21 protein-coding genes are annotated in these 25,878 nt (G+C 58.2%); 7 read left to right on the plus strand and 14 right to left on the minus strand.

Annotated elements, in window-relative coordinates:
• The first annotated feature begins 35 nt into the window (after positions 1-35).
• Entirely contained in the window at positions 36-716 is a 681-nt protein-coding gene (locus BMZ32_RS18000) for a thermonuclease family protein (RefSeq protein WP_090244570.1), read from the plus strand.
• Positions 717-750: 34 nt separating this feature from the next.
• Here the strand turns inward: BMZ32_RS18000 and BMZ32_RS18005 are convergent, their stop codons facing one another.
• The 4 genes from BMZ32_RS18005 to BMZ32_RS18020 all read right to left on the minus strand — a co-directional run bounded on the left by BMZ32_RS18005 (position 751) and on the right by BMZ32_RS18020 (position 4,641).
• Positions 751-1,479 carry a Crp/Fnr family transcriptional regulator gene (locus BMZ32_RS18005; protein ID WP_090244572.1) on the minus strand — a complete coding sequence of 243 codons (729 nt, stop codon included), beginning with the start codon at positions 1,477-1,479 and terminating at the stop codon, positions 751-753.
• Between the two features lie 321 nt (positions 1,480-1,800).
• A complete protein-coding gene (gene pcl, locus BMZ32_RS18010; RefSeq protein ID WP_167376779.1) occupies positions 1,801-3,096 on the minus strand; it encodes a 4-coumarate--CoA ligase in 1,296 nt (431 codons plus the stop codon).
• 37 nt (positions 3,097-3,133) lie between these two features.
• Positions 3,134-3,511 carry a photoactive yellow protein gene (gene pyp, locus BMZ32_RS18015; protein ID WP_090244576.1) on the minus strand — a complete coding sequence of 126 codons (378 nt, stop codon included), beginning with the start codon at positions 3,509-3,511 and terminating at the stop codon, positions 3,134-3,136.
• Between the two features lie 239 nt (positions 3,512-3,750).
• The gene (locus tag BMZ32_RS18020; RefSeq protein ID WP_090244578.1) at positions 3,751-4,641 is read right to left on the minus strand and encodes a LysR family transcriptional regulator; all 891 of its coding nucleotides are present in this window, start codon (positions 4,639-4,641) and stop codon (positions 3,751-3,753) included.
• Between the two features lie 96 nt (positions 4,642-4,737).
• On the opposite strand from BMZ32_RS18020, the gene BMZ32_RS18025 reads away from it, so the two are divergent.
• From BMZ32_RS18025 to arcC, 6 genes are all read left to right on the plus strand, one after another.
• Complete coding sequence (locus tag BMZ32_RS18025; protein ID WP_090244580.1) at positions 4,738-5,238, plus strand: lactoylglutathione lyase family protein; 501 nt, start codon at positions 4,738-4,740, stop codon at positions 5,236-5,238.
• Positions 5,239-5,613: 375 nt separating this feature from the next.
• A complete protein-coding gene (locus tag BMZ32_RS18030) occupies positions 5,614-5,982 on the plus strand; it encodes a DUF5064 family protein (protein WP_090244582.1) in 369 nt (122 codons plus the stop codon).
• 165 nt (positions 5,983-6,147) lie between these two features.
• Entirely contained in the window at positions 6,148-7,575 is a 1,428-nt protein-coding gene (gene arcD / locus BMZ32_RS18035; protein ID WP_090244584.1) for an arginine-ornithine antiporter, read from the plus strand.
• Between the two features lie 12 nt (positions 7,576-7,587).
• Entirely contained in the window at positions 7,588-8,838 is a 1,251-nt protein-coding gene (gene arcA / locus BMZ32_RS18040) for an arginine deiminase (protein WP_090244586.1), read from the plus strand.
• 80 nt (positions 8,839-8,918) lie between these two features.
• Complete coding sequence (locus BMZ32_RS18045; protein WP_090244588.1) at positions 8,919-9,929, plus strand: ornithine carbamoyltransferase; 1,011 nt, start codon at positions 8,919-8,921, stop codon at positions 9,927-9,929.
• A gap of 12 nt (positions 9,930-9,941) precedes the next feature.
• On the plus strand, positions 9,942-10,868 hold the full coding sequence (gene arcC / locus BMZ32_RS18050) for a carbamate kinase (RefSeq protein ID WP_090244590.1): 927 nt from the start codon (positions 9,942-9,944) through the stop codon (positions 10,866-10,868).
• A gap of 95 nt (positions 10,869-10,963) precedes the next feature.
• Here the strand turns inward: arcC and BMZ32_RS18055 are convergent, their stop codons facing one another.
• From BMZ32_RS18055 to BMZ32_RS18100, 10 genes are all read right to left on the minus strand, one after another.
• Positions 10,964-11,761 (minus strand): substrate-binding periplasmic protein, encoded by a 798-nt coding sequence (locus BMZ32_RS18055; protein ID WP_244154010.1) that lies wholly within the window; start codon positions 11,759-11,761, stop codon positions 10,964-10,966.
• A gap of 82 nt (positions 11,762-11,843) precedes the next feature.
• Positions 11,844-15,893 (minus strand): ATP-dependent RNA helicase HrpA, encoded by a 4,050-nt coding sequence (gene hrpA, locus BMZ32_RS18060; protein WP_090244592.1) that lies wholly within the window; start codon positions 15,891-15,893, stop codon positions 11,844-11,846.
• 196 nt (positions 15,894-16,089) lie between these two features.
• Positions 16,090-16,278 carry a 4-oxalocrotonate tautomerase gene (locus BMZ32_RS18065; protein ID WP_090244594.1) on the minus strand — a complete coding sequence of 63 codons (189 nt, stop codon included), beginning with the start codon at positions 16,276-16,278 and terminating at the stop codon, positions 16,090-16,092.
• 249 nt (positions 16,279-16,527) lie between these two features.
• Positions 16,528-18,363, minus strand: coding sequence for a GldG family protein (locus BMZ32_RS18070; protein WP_090244596.1), 1,836 nt, complete (start codon positions 18,361-18,363; stop codon positions 16,528-16,530).
• Between the two features lie 8 nt (positions 18,364-18,371).
• Positions 18,372-19,106 (minus strand): ABC transporter permease subunit, encoded by a 735-nt coding sequence (locus tag BMZ32_RS18075; RefSeq protein ID WP_090244599.1) that lies wholly within the window; start codon positions 19,104-19,106, stop codon positions 18,372-18,374.
• Entirely contained in the window at positions 19,103-20,026 is a 924-nt protein-coding gene (locus tag BMZ32_RS18080) for an ABC transporter ATP-binding protein (RefSeq protein WP_090244601.1), read from the minus strand. Before BMZ32_RS18080 ends, BMZ32_RS18075 begins: the two co-directional genes overlap by 4 nt.
• A 191-nt stretch (positions 20,027-20,217) precedes the next feature.
• A complete protein-coding gene (locus BMZ32_RS18085; protein ID WP_090244602.1) occupies positions 20,218-21,387 on the minus strand; it encodes an iron-containing alcohol dehydrogenase in 1,170 nt (389 codons plus the stop codon).
• Positions 21,388-21,394: 7 nt separating this feature from the next.
• Positions 21,395-22,783, minus strand: a complete 1,389-nt coding sequence (locus tag BMZ32_RS18090; RefSeq protein WP_090244604.1) for an aldehyde dehydrogenase family protein — start codon at positions 22,781-22,783, stop codon at positions 21,395-21,397.
• A 186-nt stretch (positions 22,784-22,969) separates the two neighbouring features.
• Positions 22,970-24,343 carry a glutamine synthetase family protein gene (locus tag BMZ32_RS18095; protein WP_090244607.1) on the minus strand — a complete coding sequence of 458 codons (1,374 nt, stop codon included), beginning with the start codon at positions 24,341-24,343 and terminating at the stop codon, positions 22,970-22,972.
• A 318-nt stretch (positions 24,344-24,661) separates the two neighbouring features.
• Complete coding sequence (locus BMZ32_RS18100; RefSeq protein ID WP_090244609.1) at positions 24,662-25,711, minus strand: TRAP transporter substrate-binding protein; 1,050 nt, start codon at positions 25,709-25,711, stop codon at positions 24,662-24,664.
• Between the last annotated feature and the right edge of the window lie 167 nt (positions 25,712-25,878).

The raw sequence follows: 25,878 nt of genomic DNA on the forward strand, positions 1-25,878 counted from the left end.
TCCCCATTTTTCACAAATAACGCATGGAGGCGTAGATGATCCGTTGCCTGTTTTTTGTTTTGACCTTGGCCCCCGCAATAACCCTGGCTGGCAACTGTAAAGTATTCAACGTCAGCGATGGCGACACCTTCACTTGCCTTACAGACGCGAATGAACAGATAAAAGTTCGATTAGCCGAGATCGATGCACCTGAGCTAAACCAGTCCTATGGCGACCGTTCCAAGCAGTCACTGTCCGGCCTCATCCTCAGCGAAATAGTGAGACTGGAGGTGCAGGACACGGATGACTATGGCCGGACTGTCGCACGGACCATAAGAGTGGATGGGGTTGACGTGAACGCTGCGCAAGTCCGCTCAGGATCCGCGTGGGTTTATCCGTTGTACCTAAAAGACAAGTCACTCTTGGTCTTGGAAGCTGAAGCAAAGAACAACCGACGTGGCCTGTGGGCATTGCCATCCTCAGATCAAATGCCACCCTGGGAGTGGCGTCGTGCTGGGCAAACAGGGTCAGCGCCTGAGGCACCAGTGGCGGCCCAACCAAAGCGCCAAACAACCTTCTCGCAGTTTGATTCGTCATCAGACGGCTTTAACTGCAACACGCTCAAGTGGTGCGGCCAGATGAGTTGCGCAGAAGCTGTATACCAACTCACCCAATGCGCAAACCCTCATATCGACGGTGATGGCGACGGCAGGCCCTGTGAAAGGCAGTGTAGGTAAAGAAGATGTTGATCGTGCCCACGCTCGATCAAGGTCAATAGCGCAGCGTGCGCAAGGCGCGTGGAAACAAACGCTCGAACTCGTTTTTTACCACGGCATAGCACTCACAAGAGCGCCCCTCTAAACCTCGGCGGTCGAGCAACGTAATGCAACCGCGCCGATAGCTAATGAAACCTGCGCGCTGCAGGTTGCCTGCCATTTCAGAAACCCCGCCGCGCCGCACTCCGAGCGTGCTGGCAATCAACTCTTGAGTCATCTGCAGGTGAATAGCCGGCAAGCGGTCAAAGCACTGCAACAACCAGCAGCAGAATTGCTGATCCAGCGAATGCGCACGGGTACAGACCAGGCGCTGGGCCATTTGCGTCAGTAGTGCTTGGGTATAACGCAGCAGCAACTGTTGCAACGGGCCGGCGTTGCCGAAGGGTGATTTGAGCACCTGCCCCTTCATGCGGTAGGCCGAGCCGGAGCTTTGCACGATGGCTCGGCTGAGGGCGGTTTCGCCACCCATGTACAAGGCGAGACCAACCACGCCTTCGTTACCCATGACGGCAACCTCCACCGATGAGCCATCCTCAACGCCGTATAGCAGCGAAACGATAGAGTCGGTTGGGAAGTAAAGGTAGCGCATTTGCTCCCCGGACTCGTACAGCACGGTGCCGGCGGGCAATGCAATCAGCTCGAGAAAAGGTAACAGGCGCGCTAAATCTTCTTCAGGTAAGGCAGCCAACAGATGGTTATTACGTGAGTCAGTGGGGGTCTGCATAGCATCCTATGAGCAACGGAACAGCTCTCCCTTGCGGGCTTATGCCTGCACCCCTGCATCATGGAGAGAAAAGCCAAGAAGTTCTGTCCGTTAGCGTACAGAGCGCGAGAAAGTTAGCGATTGTGCCGATAATCAATGGCGTAAGGCGCGGCTGCAGCACAGCCATTAAGGGGCTCGCAGCACGCCTCGACAACAGGAGAGCCACTCCACAGAGCAACAACAGATGGCTGGTGAAAACACTTCCAAGACATGCACCCGCAAGACTGCTGATCACTGGCTGAGTGAATGCAGCTTGCCGCGAAGGGTGTAAGCAATCGTGGCCTAGATGGACGCCGAATTTTCCATTGGTAAAGAACTCTCAGGCGCGCCGCCGCTAATTGCCCAGTCGCTCTGTTTACCCATGGCGTTCTGCGGCAGTGCCAGGCCAAAAGTGAACACTTTAGGGCGTTCCGCTGCGGTTAAATGGCGCATGCACCAAGCATGCAGAAGCGCCTCGATAGACGCTTGGTCACCGCAGCCCTCTGCCGGCACGATGAAGGCTTTCAGGCGTTCACCTTCATGCGCAGACATAAGCCGAACAGCTACCGCAGCGAGCTCTGGCAAACGCTGTAAGCGCTCGGCAACAAGAGCGGGAAAGACGTTAACCCCACCTACCTGCACAGCTTCATCGCGGCGACCTTCAGGGCAGAAATGGGCGGTGTCCAACCAGCGCAATTGATCATTCAATTCGTAGGCTGCACCGGTCTTACACTCGGTCAAGCTGTTGTCCTGAGCGCCACGTTCCCATCGGGGAAGCAGCTTGAAAGGCTGCTCGGGGTTGCTGCGAACGCCAATGCCGGCCGTCTCGCTTGAGCCGTATACCTCGACCATGCGCGCCAGGCCTTGACGCTGCAGATCACGAATTATCGCAGGATCGCAAGGACCGGTAGAAGTGATGCCGATAGCACCCGCTGGAAAGCTGGCGCCCTGGCGGCTCAGCTGCCGCCAGATAAACGGAAAACCAATCATCAGGTCGCCGGATTGCAGCTTGCGTTGCGGGATCATTGCTAATGCTTTAAGGCCGCGTATCACAGGCAGTTGCAGCGCCGTGGGCAACAGTATGCTGAAGATAAAGCCATAAATATGATGACAGGGGCTGAGTGCGATGATGCGCTGTAGCGGCTGGTCGGAACCCCTAACAAAGTACTCCGCAAAAAAAACAGCCTCGGCGACCAAGGCATCCCATTGCTGCAGGCATTGCTTGGGCGCGCCGGTGCTTCCGGACGTGGCAAACGTAATGTTTTCAGACCCGCGCTGACGCGCAGTAGCCACCAAGTCTGCCCATTCACCAAGGGTCTTGAAGCGCAGGAGATAGTCTTCAAGACCGCTGTCATAGATGTTGAAAAACGTAGCGACACAAGTAGCCAGACTCAGCAGCTCCAAGGAGTCTGCACCGATGGCGACAGGGTCTTGATCAGGCGCAGCGGTTGCTGGCATTTCACCGACTAGGGTTGAAGCATCCCAGCGCTCGCTACCTACTTGGTGTGAAGACAGGTGACGCAGGGATTTGAGCTCATCAGCCAGCAGCGAGACGATAACAGCCAGGATGCTGGCTTTATCCAATTCAAGTCGGTTCAAGATGTTCTCTGCTGGCTGATTACAGATGAAGGGTGAATCAGAGGCGCTTAACGAAAACCCAGTAGGTATCGCCGGTCAGAGCCTTCTTCATGTGCACTTTTACTTTGGTGGGCTTCATTTGATAGTCGAAGACGTATTCGAACATGGTGTTGAGGTTGCCACTCTTAACGCCCTCGGCGAAACGGCCTTGGAACTCAGGGCGATTGGTGCAGGGGGCAACATCACGGAAGAAGCTCTTACCAATTACGTCACTCGGCTTGCGCCCAGTGATGTCACCTTCAGCGGCGTTGTACTGCAGAATTTTCCCCGATGCATCGAGCTGAATAGCGCCAAATGCAACCTTATCGAGCTGCCCGGCAGACATCTTGGAGAGCGTGTTTTCGATGTCGTTCGAACCAAAGCTAACTAATTCCATGGGTATTCCTAACAGGTTGGTATGGATATGACTAAAACTTGTACAAACAATATATCACGTACAATTTATGTAGAGACATGTATTTGCAGCGCTCGATAGGCGACGAGCCACGATCGCAAAGCCTTGATCGGTGCTCGAACCCACGCATCGGTTCTGCTCAGCCGTAAACCACCACCTTAACGTCGCGACCTAACAAAGCGGCGTCACGGCAGGCCACAGTCAAAAGCACATTTCTATCGCTATCGACTTGCACGCGGCGACGACAAAAAAGCCGGTTGGATACGTTTCAAGACTAATTCCGCACGGGCCGACAGGGGCCATTCCGCGCGGTGCAACAGCCATAGGGTATCGATAAGTTGAGTGGCGCCTTCGATCACCTGAATCGACTCAGGCCGGGGAAAAGCCAGGCGCGCATAGCGCGGTAGTACGCTGAAGCCCAAGCCACGCGACACCGGTTCAAGAATCAGGCTGATCTGATTGATAAAGCCGCGGCAAGGCAAGCTGCGCACGCCTGGTCCACCGGGAAACTGACGGCTGAGCAGACGCCCAGCCATGGCCTGACCATCCGGGTGATCGATAAAGCCCAGGCGCTCAAGGTCGGTCCAGCCATGAACCTGCTCACCTACCGGCACCACCAACTCCAGCGGTTCCTCGGCGAAATGGCTAACGGTTAGGCGCGGGTCGTCAGGCTTGAGCGTGACTAACCCCAGTTCAAAACGATTCTCCAATACCGCATCGAGCACTTCGTGGTCCGGGGCAAAACGGTGACGGATGCTTAAGCCAGGATGGGATTGCTGCACCTCCAGCAAGAGCGGATACAACGCCAAACCAATACTGCCGGGGCTGATCAGTGCAACCTCACCCCGCTCGGTATCAGACTCAGTCAGGCGTTGCTGCAAGCGCTGATCCGCAGCCCCCACTTCCGCGCAGTAGGCCAGCAAGGCGTGACCGGCGGGAGTTAACTCGAGTTGCCGTGGGCGGCGGATCAACAGCGGCCCCAAACGCTCTTCAAGGCGCTGCACATGCTGGCTGACAGCCGCCTGGGTCAGGTCCAGCTGCTCGGCGCTGCGGGTGAAGTTACCCTGCTCTACAAGTGTGATGAACGTGCGCAGCCATTGCGGATTAAGCATAACGATCTCTTATTGAAACCATAATCTTATGATTATTTTGATTATGACTATCGCTTACTAAACTGACCTCTGTCCACTCAACCTGAGGTACTGGTTATGTCTCCCGTTTACCCACGCAGCTTTTCCCATATTGGCCTGTCGGTCACCGACCTCGACGCCGCTGTGACGTTCTACACCGAAGTAATGGGCTGGTACCTGATCATGCCCGCGACCACCATCAGCGAAGACGAGTCGGCCATTGGCGTGATGTGCACTGACGTTTTCGGCGCGGGCTGGGGTTCGTTTCGCATCGCCCACATGTCCACCGGCGACCGTATTGGCGTGGAAATCTTCCAATTCCGCAATGCGGTAAAACCAGATAACAACTTCGAATACTGGAAGACCGGCATTTTCCACTTCTGCGTACAGGACCCGGACGTCGAAGGCCTGGCCGCCAAAATTGTCGCCGCTGGCGGCAAGCAGCGCATGCCAGTTCGCGAGTACTTCCCTGGCGAGAAGCCGTTCCGCATGGTTTACATGGAAGACCCGTTCGGCAACATCCTGGAAATTTACAGCCACAGCTATGAGCTGACCTATTCGGCAGGCGCCTACGCCTAAAGCAAGCGGAGTAGCTGGATTCTTCAGCGAGCAATGGACTGGCGCCCGCCCTCTACCCAGAGTCGGTTACGCCAGTTTTTTAAGTTCGGCTAAACGCAGTGCAACATGTTGCGATGCAAAGGCCAAAACACTGCGGCGTTTAACGCGGCACTGACCGCAGATCACTGCCATACGCGACCTAACCAGCCGTAAATCATCGCTGATATTTGCTAGCGCCTCTGCGGTAAAGGCAGCAGGCATCTGCTAAAGAGCGAGGCGATTCAGCCTACCCCTGGCAGGCTTCCGGTTGATCTAAAGCAACAACTGCTCATTCAGTCATCACTACACTGCTGCATGCCCCCAACCTCGGATGGCATAACTCACTAGGAGTAAGGCATGTTTAAAACGGGCCATTTGCACCGTGCCAACCTGACTGAAATGCCCGGTACTCCCGAGTTCTCAATTGATATCTATTACGAGGTGCGGACAGATTCGACTGAAGGCCAGATGGTGCATTTCCGCATACTCGGTGAGGTGCAAGGTAAGCCGTTCGAGGAGAACGTCGAATTGCATCGCGACACGGTATTCAATTTCGCCAGTACGCTGACTCGAATTGCTGACAAACACGGCTTGCATCCCAGGTTTGGTGCGGTGCTGTCCAACCACAAAGAATACGACCAGATGTTTGAGGACATCCGCAGCAAGGTGCATGGCGTGTCTGGCGAGTCGATAAATTTCGACCATTTACGCCAAGACGGTTTCTAACTGCTGAAACGTCGCTCGTCCTTCATTCAACGCCGCCACCCTCACCTAACGGCAGTTACGCCGCCTAAAAGTAGCCAACTCGGCACTTATTGACCCAAATCAACACCCACAACAGCGCAAAAGCGCCAACTGGCCTCCGGACTAAGCGTTTAACGGAGAGTTGCTATGACGGAGTCAACACACAAACTCAAACTTGGCGCCTTGGTTGCCCTCGTTGTGGGCTCGATGATCGGCGGGGGAATTTTTTCGTTACCGCAAAACATCGCGGCCAGCGCCAGCGCCGGTGCGACACTGCTCGGCTGGCTGATCACTGGGGTCGGCATGCTGACCCTGGCGTTCGTCTTCCAAACTTTAGCCAACCGCAAACCTGAGCTCGATGGCGGTGTTTACGTCTACGCCAAGGCCGGCTTCGGTGACTACATGGGCTTTTCTTCGGCCTGGGGCTACTGGATCAGCGCCTGGATCGGCAACGTAAGCTACATGGTGCTGTTGTTCGCCACTCTCGGCTATTTCTTCCCGCTCTTTGGTGAAGGCAATACCCTACCGGCCATCGTCGGTGCCTCGATTCTGCTTTGGCTGCTGCATCTGCTCGTGCTGCGCGGCATCAAGGAAGCAGCGTTTATCAACTTGGTAACCACTGTCGCCAAGATCGTACCGCTCGCCATGTTCATCGTCCTGGCCGCCATCAACTTCAAGCTTGACCTGTTCACCACGGATTTCTGGGGTAAAGGTAATCTTGAGCTGGGCAGCGTGATGGACCAAGTCCGCAACATGATGTTGGTCACCGTCTGGGTATTTATCGGCATCGAAGGTGCGAGCATCTTCTCCGCCCGCGCTGCAAAACGCAGTGACGTCGGCACCTCCACCGTGATCGGCTTCGTCGGTGTGCTGTTGTTGCTGGTGATGGTCAACATGTTGTCGATGGGCATCATGAACCAGCCAGAGTTGGCCGGTCTGAAGAACCCCTCCATGGCCGGGGTGCTGGAGCATGTCGTGGGCCCGTGGGGCGCGATTTTGATTAGCGTTGGGCTAATTGTTTCGCTGGCCGGTGCGCTGCTGTCCTGGACCCTGCTGTGCGCTGAGATTCTGTTCTCCAGTGCTAGCGACCACACCATGCCGGCGTTCTTGCGCAAAGAAAACGCAAAAAAAGTCCCCGTTAACGCTCTGTTCCTATCGAACCTGATGATCCAAGTGTTCTTGATCATCACGCTGTTTAACGATGCGACTTACCTAAAGCTGCTGTACCTGGCCACTTCAATGATTCTGGTGCCGTACTTCTGGTCCGCCGCCTATGCCTTGTTGCTGACCGTGCGTGGCGAAAGCTACGAGACTGACCCGGCCGATCGCAACAAGGACCTGGTGATTGCCGCGGTGGCCACTCTTTATGCCGTTTGGTTGTTGTATGCCGGTGGCGTGCAGTACCTGCTGTTGTCCGCACTGCTCTACGCCCCTGGCGCAATCCTCTTCGCTAAAGCCAAGTCAGAAATGGGCGAGCCGGTGTTTACCCACATCGAAAAACTCATTTTCGCAGCGGTTCTGCTCGGCGCCTTATTTGCAGCCTATGGCCTGTATGCCGGCTTCCTTGCTATCTAATAGAGGTTAGACATGAACACAGTAAAACTCGGCGTTCACTCAGAAGTCGGCAAACTGCAGCAAGTGATCGTCTGCTCACCCGGTTTGGCACACTTACGTCTAACCCCGAACAATTGCGATGAGCTGCTATTTGATGACGTTCTCTGGGTCAGCCAAGCCAAACGTGATCACTTCGACTTCGTCAGCAAAATGCGCGAACGCAATATCGATGTACTGGAAATGCACAACCTGCTGACCGACGTGGTGCAAAACCCTGACGCATTGCAGTGGATTCTCGATCGTAAAACCTCGGTCAACCAAGTAGGCCTCGGCTTGGGTAACGAATTGCGCAGCTGGCTGGAAGCTCAGGAGCCGCGCAAGCTCGCCGAATACTTGATTGGCGGCGTCTCCATTGCAGAACTCACGGCGGGCGGCGGCAGTGAAATCGCCAAGATGTTTAGCGAGTTCCTCGGCGCATCCAGTTTTATTCTGCCGCCGCTGCCGAATACCCAATTTACCCGGGATAACAGCTGCTGGATTTACGGTGGCGTCGTACTCAGCCCCATGTATTGGCCAGCGCGGCAGCAAGAAACCCTGCTGATGGCCGCAATTTATAAATTCCACCCGAACTTCACCAAGGCTGATTTCAAGATTTGGTACGGCAACCCGGATGAAGCGCATGGTGCCGCTTCGCTAGAGGGTGGTGACGTCATGCCGATTGGTAATGGCGTGGTGCTGATCGGCATGGGCGAGCGCACCTCACACCAGGCCATCGGCCAACTGGCGCAATCGTTGTTCAAGGCCGGCGCGGTGCAGCGAGTCATCGTTGCCGGCCTGCCGAAATCACGCGCCGCGATGCACCTCGACACTGTGTTCAGCTTCTGCGACCGCGACCTGGTGACGATCTTCCCATCGGTGGTCAACCAGATTGTGGCCTTCAGTATTCGCCCGGATGAAAGCCAGCCTGGCGGCATGGATATTCGTCGCGAGCCAAAGTCCTTTCTGGATGTGGTGGCCGAGTCGCTCAACCTGAAAAAGCTGCGGGTGGTGCAAACCGGTGGCGACAGCTATGAAGCCGAGCGCGAGCAATGGGACGACGGCAACAACGTGGTGTGCCTGGAGCCCGGCGTGGTGGTCGGCTACGACCGCAACACCTACACCAACACCTTGCTGCGTAAAGCCGGCGTAGAAGTGATCACCATCAGCGCCAGCGAGCTTGGCCGGGGCCGTGGCGGCGGCCACTGCATGACCTGCCCGGTTATCCGCGACCCGATCGATTACTAAGTCATTTTTACAGTGGCGTGCGCTGCGAAAACGCACAACGCCACTGCACTTGCTCTTAATTTATGCAGAGGCAACCCAACATGGCGTTCAACATGCACAACCGCAGCCTCCTCAGCCTGATGCACCACACCCAACGTGAGCTGCGCTTTCTGCTGGACCTGTCCCGCGACCTTAAACGGGCCAAATACACCGGTACTGAGCAACAGCATTTAAAAGGCAAAAACATTGCTCTGATTTTTGAAAAAACCTCGACGCGCACCCGCTGCGCGTTTGAAGTGGCGGCTTACGACCAAGGCGCCAACGTCACGTACATCGATCCGAACTCCTCACAAATCGGCCACAAAGAGAGCATGAAAGACACCGCTCGCGTCCTTGGCCGTATGTTTGACGCGATTGAGTACCGTGGTTTCGGTCAGGAGATCGTCGAAGAGCTGGCCAAGTTTGCCGGTGTACCCGTGTTTAACGGCCTCACGGCTGAATTTCACCCCACGCAAATGATTGCTGACGTGCTGACCATGCGTGAACACAGCGACAAGCCACTGCATGAAATCAGCTACGCTTACCTCGGTGACGCCCGCTACAACATGGGCAACTCGCTGCTGATGATCGGCGCCAAACTCGGCATGGACGTGCGAATTGGCGCACCCAAAGCCCTCTGGCCAACGGAAGAATTTATTGCCCAGTGCCGCCGCTTTGCCGAGGAAAGCGGCGCGCGCATTACCCTGACGGAAGACCCCGAAGAAGCGGTTAACGGCGTCGATTTCATCCATACCGATATTTGGGTGTCCATGGGTGAACCTGCTGATGCATGGGACCAGCGCATCGCCCAGCTGCTGCCTTACCAAGTGAACGCAAAAATGATGAAAGCGGCCGGTAACCCACGAGTCAAGTTCATGCATTGCCTGCCAGCTTTTCATAACAGCGATACCAAGGTCGGCAAAGATATTGCCTCGCGCCATCCAAACCTGGCCAACGGTGTAGAAGTGACTGAGGACGTATTTGAGTCGCCCGCCAACCTGGCCTTCGAGCAAGCGGAAAACCGCATGCACACGATCAAGGCAATTTTGGTTTCGACCCTCGCCAACCTCTAAGGAACAGTGGATATGCGCATCGTCATCGCCCTCGGCGGAAACGCTCTTTTACGCCGTGGTGAACCCATGACGGCTGACAATCAACGCAGCAACGTGCGCATTGCCACCGAACAAATCGCTAAAATCGCCGCCGGCAACCAGCTGGTCATTGCTCACGGTAATGGTCCGCAGGTCGGCCTATTGGCCCTGCAAGCAGCGGCTTACACCTCGGTCAACCCCTACCCTCTGGATGTTCTCGGCGCAGAAACCGAAGGCATGATCGGCTACATAATCGAGCAGGAACTGGGCAATCTGCTGCCATTCGACGTGCCGTTCGCCACCTTGCTCACACAGGTAGAAGTCGACCCTAACGATCCGGCGTTCGCCAACCCCAGCAAGCCGATTGGCCCGGTTTACAGCCAGCAAGATGCGCAGCGTTTAGCAAAAGAAAAAGGCTGGAACATCGCCGCCGACGGCGACAAGTTTCGCCGGGTCGTGGCCAGCCCTCGGCCCAAACAAATTTTTGAAATCCGCCCAATTAAGTGGCTGTTGGATAAAGGCACCATCGTGATCTGCGCCGGTGGTGGCGGTATTCCAACCCAGTACAAAGATGGCAAGCTGCAAGGCGTCGAAGCGGTGATCGATAAAGACCTCTGCAGCGCACTGCTGGCGGAGCAACTGGAGGGCGACTTACTGGTCATCGCCACTGACGTTAACGCCGTGTTTATCGACTGGGGCCAGCCGACGCAAAAAGCGGTGGCCTGTGCCCACCCGGACGCGCTGGAGAAAATCAGTTTTGCCGCCGGCTCCATGGGGCCGAAAGTTCAGGCCGCCTGTGAGTTTGCGCGTAACACCGGCAAAGTCGCGGTAATCGGCTCTTTGGCCGACATTGAAGCCATTGTTAACGGCGGCGCCGGCACACGCATCAGCACCGCTGCAACCGGCATCAGCTACCGCTAACCACAGCAAAGCGGCAGGTACATGGTAGCGCTGCAGCTCGCGGCTAAGACTAAACCTGCAGGGGCAGAAGCTTCTTGGCGGCGTAGGCTCAACGCTTAGGGCAAGACATAGCGCTTTACGATCCGCTGATAACTGCCATCTGCCACCAGTTCACGCTGCGCCTTGGCGTAAGCCTGAACAAAAGCTTGATCGTTGGTTATCTTGCTAAACGCAACTTCCGCGGCAGCGCTAGACACCACGACAGTAGAAGGTTGTATCTCAGCCTCCAGCCCCAGTTGGTGAATTTCGTAAGCACCGGTATTTTCATCGGCAATTACACCGTCGATCCGCCGCTTAGCCACCATGCCCCACAAATTGAGCCGATTAGCCGACATAAACACCCGAGAAGCCGTGGCCTGATCGCGCATCAAAAGCTCAAAGTCAGCGCCGTAGGAGACATTGATCTGCGCGCCCAAACGAAAGTCAGTGTTTTGTAGCGCCAGCAACTGGCTAACCGGCCAGCGCGTCAGCGCCTCTTTGTGCATAAACAGAATATTGCGCGAAGGCGGCAAAATGGTGCCGGAGAAGTACGCATAGTGCTCGCGCTCGGGTCGTTTGAAGGCTCCAGGTAAGATATCCAGCCGGCCAATTTTAAGCTCTCGAAGCGCGCGTGCCCAAGGCAGCTTACGTAACTGCACCTGACACCCCAAGCGCTGCAGCACCTCTCGATTAGCATCGACATAAATGCCGACCACCGAGCCATCTTCAGCCTGCATGCTAAAGGGTGGGTCATCAGCCCAGCGCAGGGTTTTATGACAGGTTGCGGAGGCCAAAGCCGGCAGTAACGCCAGCAATAGCCACACGAACAAAAACTGACGGGGAAATGCCCACAGACGCGCAAAGGCTGCAGTCAAGATGGCGACTCATGCAGGGAAATAGGAAGACCGAGTCTAGCAGCCTATGAAGCGCATGGAGGTGACTCACATCACCTGCCACTTAGCCTTCCACACCACTCCACTGCTTGCTCAGACGCTTGTCCGATACCGGTAGTTTGGTGCCCAGTTGTTGGGCGAATAACGACACGCGGTACTCCTCCAGCAACCAGCGGTACAGCGTGAGCTGCGCATCGCGCTTACCTTCCTGACTGTGCTTGCCCAGGCGCGCCTGATATTGCTCCCAGTAACCGGCCAGCTCGCCGCTCCACACCCGATCGCGCTGCACTTGGCCGGCAATTTTGTCAAGGCGCTGCTCAATGGCCCTGAGGTAGCGCGGCGCTTCCTTGAGCCACTGCGCTGGGGTTTCACGGACAAACCCGGGGTACACCAGATTGCTCAGCTGCTGCTTGATGTCATTCAACGCCATGGCCTGGGCCAGGTCGATTTTGCCTTTGAAGCGTTTCTGTAGGCCGTGCCAGAGTTTGAGAATTTCCAACGTCAGTTTGGCTAGACGTTCGGCGTGGCTGGTCCAGTCGCCACGCTTACGCTCGGCTAGCGCCGCCAAACCGGCACCGTCACGTGGTAACGGCTCACTGCCTTCCAGAACGCAGCTGTCGAGGCTGGCCAGCAGGATGTCTTCGACCAGCGCATCGACACGGCCCAACTCGCGGTAGAGCAACGCCAGCTCGGTCAGCCCCGGCAATTTGTTGCGCAGAAACTTAGCCGGCTCTGCCAGTTGCTGCAGCAGCAGGCGTTGCAGTGCGCGGCGGTGCTGGAACTCGGCTTCGGCCAGGGTCGGGAAGCGCCCCTCTTTAACCACGCCCGCCTCTTCTACCAACGCCGGGTAGACGGTCATGGACAGACCAGCGACCTGCTGCTGAGTCTTGGCGGCCACTTCGCTAAATACTTTGGCTTCAACCGGCTGCTGGCTCTTGGCGGTTTTCGGCAGGGCCAAGCCGGCTTGAGTCGCCTCGGTGAAGCGTGCGGTCAGCTCGGCTAAGTCGCGACCTTCGCCCAAGGGTTTACCCTGGTTGTCGACCACTTCGATGTTCATCCGCAAGTGGCCTTCCAGCTGCGCGGCGGACTCGACCCAAGCTTCGACGCTGACGCGCGTACCGGTCATGCGCGTCAGCTCGCGGCCCAGAGCCTCGGGCAGGCTACCGTCGGCAAAACTGAGCTTACCCAGCGCCGCGCCGACAAAGTCCGGTACTGGCACGAAGTTCTTGCGCAGCGCCTTGGGTAAACCGCGCACCAGGGCCATGCACTTGGCCTCTAGCAAGCCCGGCACCAGCCACTGCAGCCGCTCAGGCGGCAATTGCGGCAACAGCGGCGCCGGCACGCGCAGGGTCACGCCATCACGCGGGTGATTGGGCTCGAAGTGATAGCTCAGCGGCAGGCTCAACTCACCCAGGTGCAGGATGTCCGGGTACTGCGCTGCGGTGACTTCTTTCGCGTCGCGCGCGAGCACGTCTTCTTCGCGCATGATCAGCAGCTGCGGGTTTTTCACGCTTTCGCTTTTGTACCAACTGTCGAAGGTCGCCGTCTGATAAATAGTGGCCGGCAGACGCGCCTCGTAGTAGGCATAAAGGGTTTCTTCATCGGCCAAGATGTCGCGGCGCCGAGCCTTGGCTTCTAACTCATCAAGCTTTTCCAATAGCTGGCGGTTAGCGCTGAGGCACTTAGCGCGGCTGTGCATTTCGCCGCCCACCAGACCTTCGCGGATAAACAGTTCACGCGACACCACCGGCTCAATCGGGCCGAAATGCACAGCGCGGCGACCGACCACAATCATGCCGTAGAGGCTGATCTGCTCGTAGGCCACGACCTGGCCGCGCTTCTTCTCCCAGTGCGGCTCCAAGTGATTTTTCTTGATCAGGTGACCAGCCAATGGCTCGATCCAGTCCGGTTCGATTTTGGCCACCATACGGGCGAACAACTTGGTGGTTTCCACCAGCTCACTGGCCATCAACCAGTTAGGTTTCTTCCGGCCAATCACCGAGGACGGGTGCACCCAGAAGCGCCGCTGGCGGGCACCGAGGAAGTCGCCCTCTTCGGTTTTATGGCCAATCTGACTGAGCAAGCCGGCGAGAATCGCCTTGTGCACCGCGGCGTAGCCTTTGGCCCGTTGCGCGGCCTGATCTTTTTCGGCCAGTTCTTTTTCTTTCTGGGCGGCCGAGAGCAGTGGTCCGGCATTCCGGCGGTCTTGGCTAGTCGGTGCCTGCTCTTTAGCGCGCGGATCGCCCCTACCCGCTTCGCTGGTAGGTTTACCTAATTGCAGATCACGGGTAATCAGCACCAACTGGCGGTGGGAATCACGCCATTCACGCAGGCGCAGATAGTTGAGAAAGTTCTTCCGGCACCAGCTGCGCAGCGCGCCCGAGCCCAGCGCTTGACGCTGCTCCTCGAAACCGCGCCAGATGTTGATCAGTGCAGCAAAGTCGGAATCAACATCTTTCCACTGTGCATGAGCCTGGTCGGCAGCTTGCTGGCGATCAGACGGGCGCTCACGCACATCCTGCACCGACAGCGCACTGGCGATGATCAGGATTTCTTCCAGGCTGCCCTGTTTGGCCCCTTCCAACACCATACGGCCCAGGCGCGGATCCACCGGCAAGCGCGCCAATTGGCGGCCCAATGGGGTGAGCTGGCCCTCGCGGCTGACCGCTGAGAGTTCCTGCAATAAATTGAAGCCGTCGCTGATGGCCTTGCCATCCGGCGGTTCAATAAACGGAAACGCCTCGATCTCGCCCAAGCGCAGATGCAGCATCTGCAGAATGACCGCCGCTAGGTTGGTGCGCAGAATTTCCGGATCGGTAAAAGCTGGGCGACCGGTGAAATCCTCTTCACTGAACAGGCGGATGCAGATACCCGGTTCAACCCGACCGCAGCGGCCTTTGCGCTGGTTGGCGCTGGCCTGGCTGATAGCCTCGATAGGCAGGCGCTGCACCTTGGCGCGGTAGCTGTAGCGGCTGATGCGCGCGGTACCGGAGTCGATCACGTAGCGGATACCCGGCACGGTCAGCGAGGTTTCCGCGACGTTGGTGGCCAGGACAATCTTGCGTGCGCCCATGGGCGCAAAAATCTTCTGCTGCTCGGCCGGGGTCAACCGTGCATACAACGGCAGCACTTCGGTCATACGCAGATTGGCCTTGCGCAGCACCTCGGCGGCGTCGCGAATCTCGCGCTCACCGGGCAGGAACACCAGCACATCGCCGGGGCGCTTGCCTTCGGCTTTCTCGAAGGCGCTGATTTCATCGAGTGTGGCGAGAATCGCCTGATCAACCGAGAGGTCTTCTTCGACCCGGTTGCCCTCCTCATCCTGCTCGGCAGCCAACGGCCGGTACCAGGTGTCCACTGGGAAGGTGCGCCCAGACACTTCAACAATCGGCGCGCCGTCAAAGTGCTCGGAGAAACGCTGCAGATCGATAGTGGCCGAGGTGATGATCAGCTTGAGGTCGGGGCGACGCACCAGCAGAGTTTTCAAAAAGCCCAGCAAAAAGTCGATATTCAGGCTGCGTTCGTGGGCCTCGTCGACGATGATCGTGTCGTACTTTTCCAGGTAGCGATCGTGCTGGGTCTCGGCCAGCAGGATACCGTCGGTCATCAGCTTGATCAGGCTGCGCTCGTTGCTTTGGTCCTCGAAACGCACCTGATAACCGACCAACTCGCCCAGCGGCGTGCCGATCTCTTCGGCCACCCGCGTGGCCACGCTGCGTGCGGCCAAGCGGCGAGGCTGGGTATGACCGATCAGCCCGTGCACGCCACGACCCAATTCCAAACAGATCTTCGGCAACTGGGTGGTTTTGCCCGAACCGGTTTCGCCGGCGATCACCACCACCTGATGCGCAGCGATGGCGGCCTTGATTTCATCGCGCTTGGCGGCAATCGGCAGCGCGTCGTCGTAACGCATTGCCGGCACACTCAGCCTGCGCGCTTCTACCTTGGCCACTGAGGCCTCAAAGCGCTGCAGCCACTGCGCCAGCTTGGCCTCGTCCACCGGGCTCTGCTTGCGCAGCTCATGCAACTGTCGGCGCAGGCGATGACGATCGCCGAGCAGAGTCTGGTCGAGATTTTTCAGCAGCTGGTCAAAAGCGGGCGTGGCATCGGTCATCAGGTAATCGCGGGGTGGGGTCAAGGGGAAGGGCATGAGGACGGCGATTGTCGCAGATTTGGCCGCAAGAAAACGACCGAGGGTGTTTTGCAGAACCGTAGGATGGGTTGGTCGCGGCACGGCGTAACCTATCACCGCGACGGAACAGCATGGGTAGCGCTGCGCTCAACCTATTCTAAGATGAGGGTGATGTCCGCTAGTCGCGCTCAGACCAGAGCACGCCGCCGGTGGCCCAATCGCTTTTCTTTATGTCCTCGAAGATCACATCGACCGTACCAGCCTCGCAAACGAGCACCTTAGTCGAGGCGTCGGTTAGGGCTTTGGCGTACTCGCGCTTGATCTCGTCAGAACGGCCTTCGAATATTTTGACCCGAATGGTGGGCATCTAATAATCCTCAAACAGGGAACAGGACTGCTTAGACCGGTCACGGCGATCCGCTTGGCGCAATGGCGCGGGGCATTATGTCGCGAGTTACGGTTTTTGACGTGCGCCGCAGGACCTGTAGGAGCGGCCTTGGCCGCGATGCTTTATGGCGTTGATCGCGGGCAAGCCCGCTCCTACAAGAGCATCACGCCCCTGTGTCGATAAAAACAAAGGGCCGCATTAAGCGGCCCTTTGCAGGTGCAGACAAAATCAGCCGTGACGGCGTCGACGCCACAACCACATCGCCAGCACAGCCAGGGTGAGTAACAACGGCACCAGGGCAATATTGAGGAACTTGAGCGTGCCGCCCAGGGCTTCAATATCGGCGTTGAGTTGGTAGCGCACGTTGCGCAGCTCCTTACGGATGGCCAGCTTCTGCTGCACAAACTGCTGCACCGCCGCCTGCTGCTCGGGCGTTAGCTCCATGACTTTGCTCGGATCGTCGCTCTGCTGCAGCTGCGCCAGCTTTTGCTCGGTATCCGCCAACTGCGCCTGCAGGGCCTGCTCCTTCTCGCGGAACTTGACCTCGGCCTCACGCTGGATGGCATCCACCACCTCGAACGGCCGGGTGAAGCGACCGCGCGAACGCACGCTGATCAGCGCTTCAGAGCCAGCCAGGTTATCCAGGGCGTTGATCGCAAAACCGGCGTTATCCGCCCACGGCTGCGGAATGCGCTGGCCGAAGAAGTCCTGCACCTGCACCCACATGCGATCGGTGAGCATGTCGGTATCAGCGACGACAATTACATTGATATTGTCCGCCTGCTTGAGGCCATCCTTCTGCCCCTCGATACCATCAGGGAAGGCCGACTGCGCCGGACCACTGATGCGCGCTGCCAAGGTGTAGCGTTCACCTGTGGGTTGCAGTTCGCGAATCAGCTCTTCGGGGTTGGCCAGCATGCCGAAGCGTTTGACATCAAACGGCATGGCGTACTGCGAGCTGCGAATCAGCGGGGTGAACTGGGTTTTCGCCCCTTCCAGCGGCTCGAGCATGCCTGCGGTGGCTACCGTGATGGTTTCCAGCGAAGCGGTACTGATGTCGTCTTTGTCCAAGGCATTCTTCGGCAGGCTCAGCCACGCCGCGTGGCGCACCGGGCGCTGATCCTGGCCCATGCTCACCGACATGGCGTAGGAGCCATCACCGAGCACCTGATCCGGCACCATGCGCAGGCCCCAGGCTTTGAACAGCTCTGGCAGATCGGAGGCCTTGTCGACCACCATTTCACCAGGCATCTCAGCTTGAGTATCGGCCTCGCTGAACGGGTCAACGAAAGTCAGCAGTTTGCCGCCGCGCAGGACGAACTGGTCGATGGCATACAGGGTCTGCTCGGGCAGTTGCTTAGGGTGAATCAGCAGTAGCACGGAGACGTTCTGCGGGATCAGGTCGACGTCACGCTTGAGGCTTTCGATCTGGAACAGCTGGCGAATTTCTTCGATCAGCATCCAGGCCGGCGTTGGTTGACGCGCCGCCATATCGAAGCCGCCATTGACCTGCAAACCAGCCAGCACGCCCACCACCGGCCGCTCGGGCTTGGCCAGGCTCTGCACCAGACGGCTGAGCTCATACTCGAGAAACTCCTCCTGATCGAGGGCGAAGAACGGGATCACCTGCACCTGACCTTCGGCATTTTTGCCGGCCAAGCCGAAGTAGATCGAGTCACCGCCCTGCTGCAGCGGAATGCCCTGCAGGCCGAACTCGGCGGCTTTGTCTTCTTCCTCGGAGAACGGCTCGGGGTCGATGATGCTCAGCTTGAGCTTGTCGCCCGCCTCGCGCTGGTAAGCCTTGAGCATTTCTTCAACGCGCTTGGCGTAGGTGCGCAGGGCCGGCAGGTCCTTGGTGGCGGTGTCGGAGTAAAAGAAGCTCAACTCCATGGGCTCGTCCAAGTCAGCCAAAATCTGTTCGGTACCGCTTGAGAGGGTATAGAGCTTCTGCTCGGTCAGGTCCAGGCGTACGCCACTAAGACCAAAGCTTGCGAACAAGTTAAACGCGAGAAACGCCAGGGCAATGAGTGCAAGCCCGGCGCTGGAAACCATCAGCTTTTTCATGGGCGTCCTCAGTCTGCTTTCTTCAGGTCGATAACCACCGCGGTTGCTGCCAGCCAGGCAGCAATCAGGGTGAGGAAATACAGCAGGTCGCGCAGATCAATCACGCCCTTGCTGATCGCATCGAAACGGCTCAGGAAGCTGAGTGAGGCCACCGCGTCAATCATCCACTGCGGTGCCCACGCGCTGAAGCCATCCAGGACCATGGGGAAGCCGCTGACGATAAACAGGAAGCACACACTGACCGTCAGAATGAAGGCAATCACCTGATTCTTCGCCAGCGCCGACATGCACGAGCCGATGGCCAGGTAAGCCCCGGCCAGCAGCCAGCTGCCGATATAGCCAGTGATGATCGCGCCGTTATCCGGCTCACCCAGGTAGTTGACGGTGATGATCATCGGGAAGGTCAGCAGCAACGCCAGGCCGGCGAATACCCAGGCGGCCAAGAACTTGCCGGTGACCGCGTCGAAACGGGTGATCGGCAGAGTCATCAGCAACTCGATGGTGCCGCTCTTACGCTCTTCGGCCCACAGGCGCATGGCAATTGCCGGCACCAGAAACAAGTAGAGCCACGGATGGAAATTAAAGAACGGCGCGAGGCTGGCCTGGCCGCTTTCAAAGAAGCCACCGAGGTAGAAGGTGAACACCCCAGACAGCACCAGAAAAATCAGGATAAACACGTACGCCAGCGGCGTGGCGAAGTAGCTCGCCAGCTCGCGCTTGAAAATCACCGGTAGCTTGGTCATACGCTCTCTCCACGGGTCAGGCTGCGGAACACTTCATCCAGGCGACCGCGTTCGACATTTAGCTCACGCACTTTCCAACCACGTTCAGCGATCAGCGCATTGACCTGCGCGAAGATCACTTCGCCCGGCTTGGCCAGAATACTCAGGCTGTGTTCCAAGGCGTTTTCTTCCACCCCGGCAACGCCCGGCAGTGCCGCCAGCGCGTCTTTATCCAGCGGCTCTTCAGCCACCAGGGTCACCGCTTGGTGATAGCGCGAGCGGCTTTCCAGCGCCAGCGGCGTGCCATCGGCCAGCAGCTTGCCGTGGGCGATCACCACAGCGCGGGTGCACACCGCCGAAACTTCTTCGAGGATGTGGGTGGAAATGATCACGATTTTGTCGTGGGCCAAGCTCTGAATCAGCTTGCGCACCTGATGCTTCTGGTTCGGGTCGAGGCCGTCGGTGGGCTCGTCGAGGATCAGCACCTTGGGGTCATGCAGAATCGCCTGAGCCAGGCCGACACGACGCTTGAAGCCCTTGGACAGGGTTTCGATGCTCTGCTCCAGCACCGTTTCAAGCTCAACTTGGGTCACGGCTTTAGTCACCCGCGCACGCTTTTCTACGCCCTTGAAGCCGCGTATCTCGGCAATAAACTCGAGGAAGCTGCGCACCGTCATGTCGCCGTAGCAGGGCGCGCCTTCGGGCAGGTAACCGATCTGCTGCTGCGCTTTGAGGGTGTCTTTCTGGATATCGAACCCGAGGATGCTGGCACTGCCGGACGTCGGCGCCAAAAAGCCGGTGAGCATCTTCATGGTGGTGGATTTACCGGCGCCGTTGGGGCCGAGAAAGCCGAGGACTTCGCCGGGCTTAACGCTGAAAGATAGGTTATCCACGGCAGTGTGCTGGGCAAAATGCTTGGTTAGCTGAGTTATTTCGATCATGGCCTCTCACCGTTGCGGTAACAGGCCCTGCTTGCAGCCACTACAGACGCAAGCCGGGCGCTTAAGTGCCGGCGGACTATAAGGAGTCGCGCGCAGGCAGCGCAAGCGAAGAACCGGCGGGTCATGTATCGATTAACTACCAGCCACTCAAAGCCGGCCCTATAAATGGCCGGCCGTGTTAAAGCGACAGCTTAAAGCGTGCCGCGCAGGGCTTTCTCAAACAGTTCGCTGTATTGAGCCGCCGTGAAGACAATCGGATTGGTGCCGGCGGAAGGGTCAACTTCAGCCATCTGCCCGACCTGTTCGATGCGCTTATCGTCAATGCCGATTTCGCCCAGCCGATGCGGGATACCGACCTGCTCACGCAGCGCCATCACCCACTCCAGCACACCGCTGAAACCGGGCTGAGCCAGGTTCAGGTAACGCGCCATTTTTTCCATCTGCGGCTCGATACGTTCGCGGTTGGCCATCAACACATACGGCATCAGCACCGCATTGAGCAGACCATGATGCGCGTCATACAGCGCGCCGAGCGGGTGCGCCAGCGCATGCATGGCGCCCAAGCCGCGCTGAAACGCGGTGGCGCCCATGCTCGAGGCCACTAGCATCTGCAACCGCGCTTCGACATCCGCGCCTTGGGCCACGGCCCGTGGCAGGTACTCCTGCACCAGACGCATGCCCTCCAGCGCAATGCCTTCAGCCATGGGGTGAAACAACGGCGAGCAAAAGGCTTCAAGGTTATGCGACAGCGCGTCCATACCCGTAGCGGCGGTGATCTTGGCGGGCAGGCCGACAGTCAGTTCCGGATCAAGAATTACCAGCGCCGGCAACATGCGCGCATGGAAGATAATCCGTTTGATATGCGCCGCATCATCGGTGATCACCGAGGCGCGGCCGACTTCTGAGCCGGTACCGGCAGTGGTCGGCACCGCCACCACCGGGGCCATGCCGGCTACATTGACGCGCTCGCAGTTGTCACCAATGTCTTCAAAATCCCACAGCGGACGATTCTGCCCAACCATCAAGGCGATGGCTTTGCCGGCATCCAGCGCCGAGCCGCCGCCAAAGGCGATCACCCCGTCATGCCCACCGGCCTTGAACGCCGCCACCCCATCCATCACGTTGCCGCCAGTAGGGTTGCCCTTAATGCCGTGAAACAAGCCGGCCTTGAGGCCATCATCGCGGCAGTGCTGCATCACCTTGTCGATCATCGGCAAGGCGGCCAGACCGGGGTCGGTCACCAGCAGCGGCGCCTGCATGCCCAACTGCCGGCAAGCGGCGGCCAGTTCACTGATACGACCGGCACCGACGCGCACGGAGGTGGGGTAATTCCAGTTCATGCGGTAATGATTCAGGTCCATGTGCGCCTCACAGCTTGGTTTTTAGATGGAAGGATTTAGGCCGGGTGACATGCTCAAAACCGAGGCTGGACAAGGTGCAGCCGCGCCCGGAGTTCTTCACCCCGGTCCAGGCCAGTGCCGGGTCGAGGTAGTCACAGCGGTTGAGGAATACCGTGCCCGCTTGCACGCGATCCGCCAAGGCCATAGCGGCGTCGACGTCACGGCTGAAGATGGCGGCAGTGAGGCCAAACTCACTGTCGTTCATCAGAACCAGGGCTTCCTCGTCATCCTTGACTTTTTGGATGCCGACCACCGGGCCGAAGGACTCTTCCGTCATCACCCGCATACCATGGTGCACGTTGGTCAGCACCTGCGGCGCGAGGTACTGCGAACCGGGATGGTCGAGGGCAAAATCCGCCGGTACCACATGCGCCTGCGCGCCCTGCTCGACTGCATCATGAATCTGCCCTCGGACAAAGTCGGCGGCATCGGCACGCACCAGTGGCCCCAAGGTGGTGTCCGGGTCATCAGAGCGGCCCAGCTTGTACTGTTTGACCAGCGCCACCGCTTGCTCGACAAAGGCCTCGTACAGCGCGGCGTGAACATAAATGCGCTCGATGCCACAGCACGACTGACCGGAGTTGAAAAACGCGCCATCAATGGTGGTTTCCACCGCATGCGCGAGATCGGCGTCGGCGCGCACATAGGCGGGGTCTTTGCCGCCCAGTTCCAGACCAATACTGAGGAAGCGCCCCGCCGCTACACGCTCGACCATGGTGCCGCCCGGTACCGAACCGGTGAAGGCCACGTGGGCGATAGTCGGCGCTTGAATCAACGCCTCGGTTTCACCGTGGCTCAGGTGCAGGTACTGGAATACTCCGTCCGGCAAGCCGGCCTCGCTAAAGGCCTCCACCATACGTTCACTGCACAGCGGCGTTTGCGCCGAGTGTTTGAGTAGCACCGCATTACCCGCCAGCAGCGCTGGCATCACCGCGTTAACAGCTGTCAGGTAGGGGTAATTCCAGGGCGCAATCACCAGCGCTACACCCAGCGGCTCGCGGCGGATAAAGCGAACAAAGCCGGGTTTATCCGGCAACTGGATATCGGCCAGGGCCTGCGCGGCAATGTCCGCCATGTACGTGGCGCGCTCGACAAAACCGCGCACCTCGCCGGCTGCATAACGAATCGGCCGGCCCATCATCCAGCACAGCTCTTTAGCCAGCTGATCTTCCTTGGCCGCGAAGGCGGTAATCGCCTTACGGCCGATGGCGATGCGCTCGGACAGCGGGGTACTTTTCCAGGCCACCTGCGCCTTCTCGGCCTTGGCCAATGCCGCTTGAATTTCCGGGTTGGAGGCCAGGTGACGCTCGACATACACCGAGCCGTCGATGGGGGATATGCACTGCAGTTTGCTCATTGCTTGCACCATAGAGTCCTGTCACCAACAACAGGTAGGTCTGTTGTGTATCTACAAGCCTGGATCTCGTAGGGCGGATGGCGCTTTACCCATCAACCGATACGCGTGTGGATGAAAACAGCGTCATCCACCCTACCCAGCGCCTCTAGCCCCTGTGTCTATCTGTGAGCCTTGCTAGGCAGGGCATCAAATAATTTCGAAGTAGCGATCCAGCTCCCAATCGCTGACATGCCGGCGGTATTCACGCTCCTCCCACTCGCGGCTGGCAGCGAAGTGCTCGACGAACTCATCGCCAAATAACTCACGCGCGGCCTTCGAGCTTTTCAGGCGCTGCGCGGCATCCCACAGGGTGCGCGGCAGGGCAAGCTCATCCGGATGTTTCATGTCGTAGGCATTGCCCACCACCGGTTCAGTCGGTTCCCACTCCTGCATCACCCCGTAAAGACCTGACCCCAGAGCTACGGAAAGGGCGAGATAGGGATTGCCATCGGCGGCACCGAGGCGATATTCCTGACGTTGAGACTTGTCGGTGCCGGGAATCACCCGCAGTGCGGCGGTGCGATTCTCCACCCCCCAGGTGGCATCAGTGGGGGCCCAAAACCCTGGAATCATGCGCCGATAGCTGTTCAGTGTCGGCGCTACCATGCACAGGAATTCCGGCATCAAGCGCTGCTGGCCGGCGAGAAAGTGACGCTGTAATTTGCTCATATTGTGCGCTTGGCTTGGGTCGTAGAACGCCGACTTACCACTGGCCAGATCGCGCAGCGATACATGGATATGCCCGCTCTGCCCTGGATATTTGCCCGACCACTTGGCCATAAAGGTGGCCATCAAGCCGTTGCGCTGGGCCAGCACTTTCATAAAGGTTTTGAACAGCGCGCCCTTGTCGGCCGCCGCTTCGGCACGGTCATAGGCAATGGCTGCTTCCAGCACGCCGGGACCAGTTTCGGTGTGCAGGCCTTCGATGGGGAAGTCCATACGTTCGGCCATTTCGAGGATCTCGTGGTACAGCTCGGCATGCACCGAGCTGCGGATCATTGAGTAGCCGAACCAGTCCGGAGTAAAGGGTTTGAGGTTACGAAAGCCTTTGGCACGGGCCGAGTCGGGGGTTTCATCGAACATGAAGAACTCATATTCCAATGCGGCAAAGGCATCAAAGCCCATGGCCGTGCAGCGCTCTATCACCCGGCGCAAGGTGGCGCGCGGGCAGACCTTTTCCGCTGCCTCGGCAAACTCGCAGATAAACAACAGCATGCCGTTCTCAAAGGGTAATTCACGGCAGGTATGCGCGAGAACACGGACGGGAGCATCGGGATAGCCGGTGTGCCAGCCGGTGTACTGCACGTTGTCGTAGAGCTGGTCTTTCACATCCCAGCCCAGCACCACATCGCAGAAGGCAAAGCCGCTATCGAGAGCAGAAAAAAATTTACTGCGGCTGAGGTATTTACCGCGCATCACCCCATCGTTATCAAACACCCCAACCTTGATATGGCTAAGGCCCCGCTCCTCGACAATGCGCCGGGCATCATCGACGGTTTTCACGTCTCGCGGATTGAGCATAAATGCACCTATCTATTGTTGTTATGACCGACTGGTATGGCCGACATCCGGTGTCAGTCCTGCAGGCAACAACAGCGTCTAAGCGCATCCCCAAACAACCGCACAATGCGCCACGGCTAGCACCTCAGGCCTGGTTAGAACGACCGGGAAAAGCCCAGTGAGTGTGGTACAGGATTGCCAAATTGGCCGGCTGATCGTGCAATTATCTGCACCGGGCCATGGCCGTTACGTTGCAATCCAAGCAGGCGTGATACTACAGACAGTAAAACGCCCGTACTTAGCGGTACGGGCGTGAGGCTTACAGATGGATCGAGGCAGTCAACGATAAGGCGCGCCAGCCTTGGCCATCAGGGCGTTGTACTTCTTGAAGATTTCCACCACCCGCGCGCAGCGTGGGCTGGTTTTAGCGATTTCATCCCAGAACTTCAGCGCCTCGGCTTCCACCGTGGCCCATTCTTCGGCGGGAATGGAGGTCAGCTTCAGCTTACCGCCCTCAACCCGCAGTTGCGCCTCGCCGCCCCAGTACCAGTGCTGACGGTAGTAGTTGGAGCTGTCCATGCACAGTTTGAACAGGGTTTGTAAGTGCTCGGGCACCTCGTTCCAACGATCCGAGTTGGCGAAGTAGGAGCCGCACCAGGCGCCAGAAATATTGTTGGTGAGGAAGTAATTAGTTACGTTAGCCCAGCCGACGGTGTAGTCCTCGGTGATGCCGGACCAGGCAATGCCATCCAGCTCGCCGGTTTGCATCGCCACCTCGACATCCTCCCAAGGCAGGGTCACCGGAATCACACCGAAACGGGAGAGAAACTTGCCGGCCGTAGGGAAGGTGAAGATGCGCTTGCCCTTGAGGTGCTCAAGCTTGGTAATCGGCTCTACGGTGGCGAAGTGACACGGGTCCCAAGCGCCGGCACCTAGCCAAGTCACGCCTTTAACCTCACCGTAGGCCTCGGCCCAGATCTCGTTGAGGCCATATTTTTCGAACAGTACCGGCACATCCAGGCTGTAACGGGTGGCAAACGGGAAATAGCCGCCGAACACCGAGATATCCACCGGCGCGGCAATGGAGTCGTCATCACTCTGCACAGCGTCGATGGTGCCCTTCTGCATGGCACGGAACAGCTCACCCGTAGGCACTAGCTGGTCGGCGTAATACAGCTGAATTTCCATCTCACCATTGGCCGCTTTGTTGAAGGCATCAATGGACGGTTTAATCACATGCTCGCCCAAGGCCGCGCCGGCATAGGTCTGCAAGCGCCAGGTAATTTTCTTCGGTTCGGCCGCATAAATATGCGACGAACCCAGAGCCGTTGCCCCTGCTGCCCCAGTGGCGACCGCGGCGGTTTTCAGAAAACTGCGTCTCGTACTCATGCTGTTATCTCCAAAATTGTCGATTCAGATGGCATACAACCGCACTGCCTGGTCCACGGGACCCTGGCAGGGTTTTCAGAGGGGCAACCTGCATCTGGCTCAAACCAAACGGTTGAGGATTACGCACAACCTGCGCGGCAACCCTCATTGGCATGGGCAGATACGAC

The sequence above is a fragment of the Pseudomonas guineae genome, assembly GCF_900113745.1.
Classification (GTDB): domain Bacteria; phylum Pseudomonadota; class Gammaproteobacteria; order Pseudomonadales; family Pseudomonadaceae; genus Aquipseudomonas; species Aquipseudomonas guineae.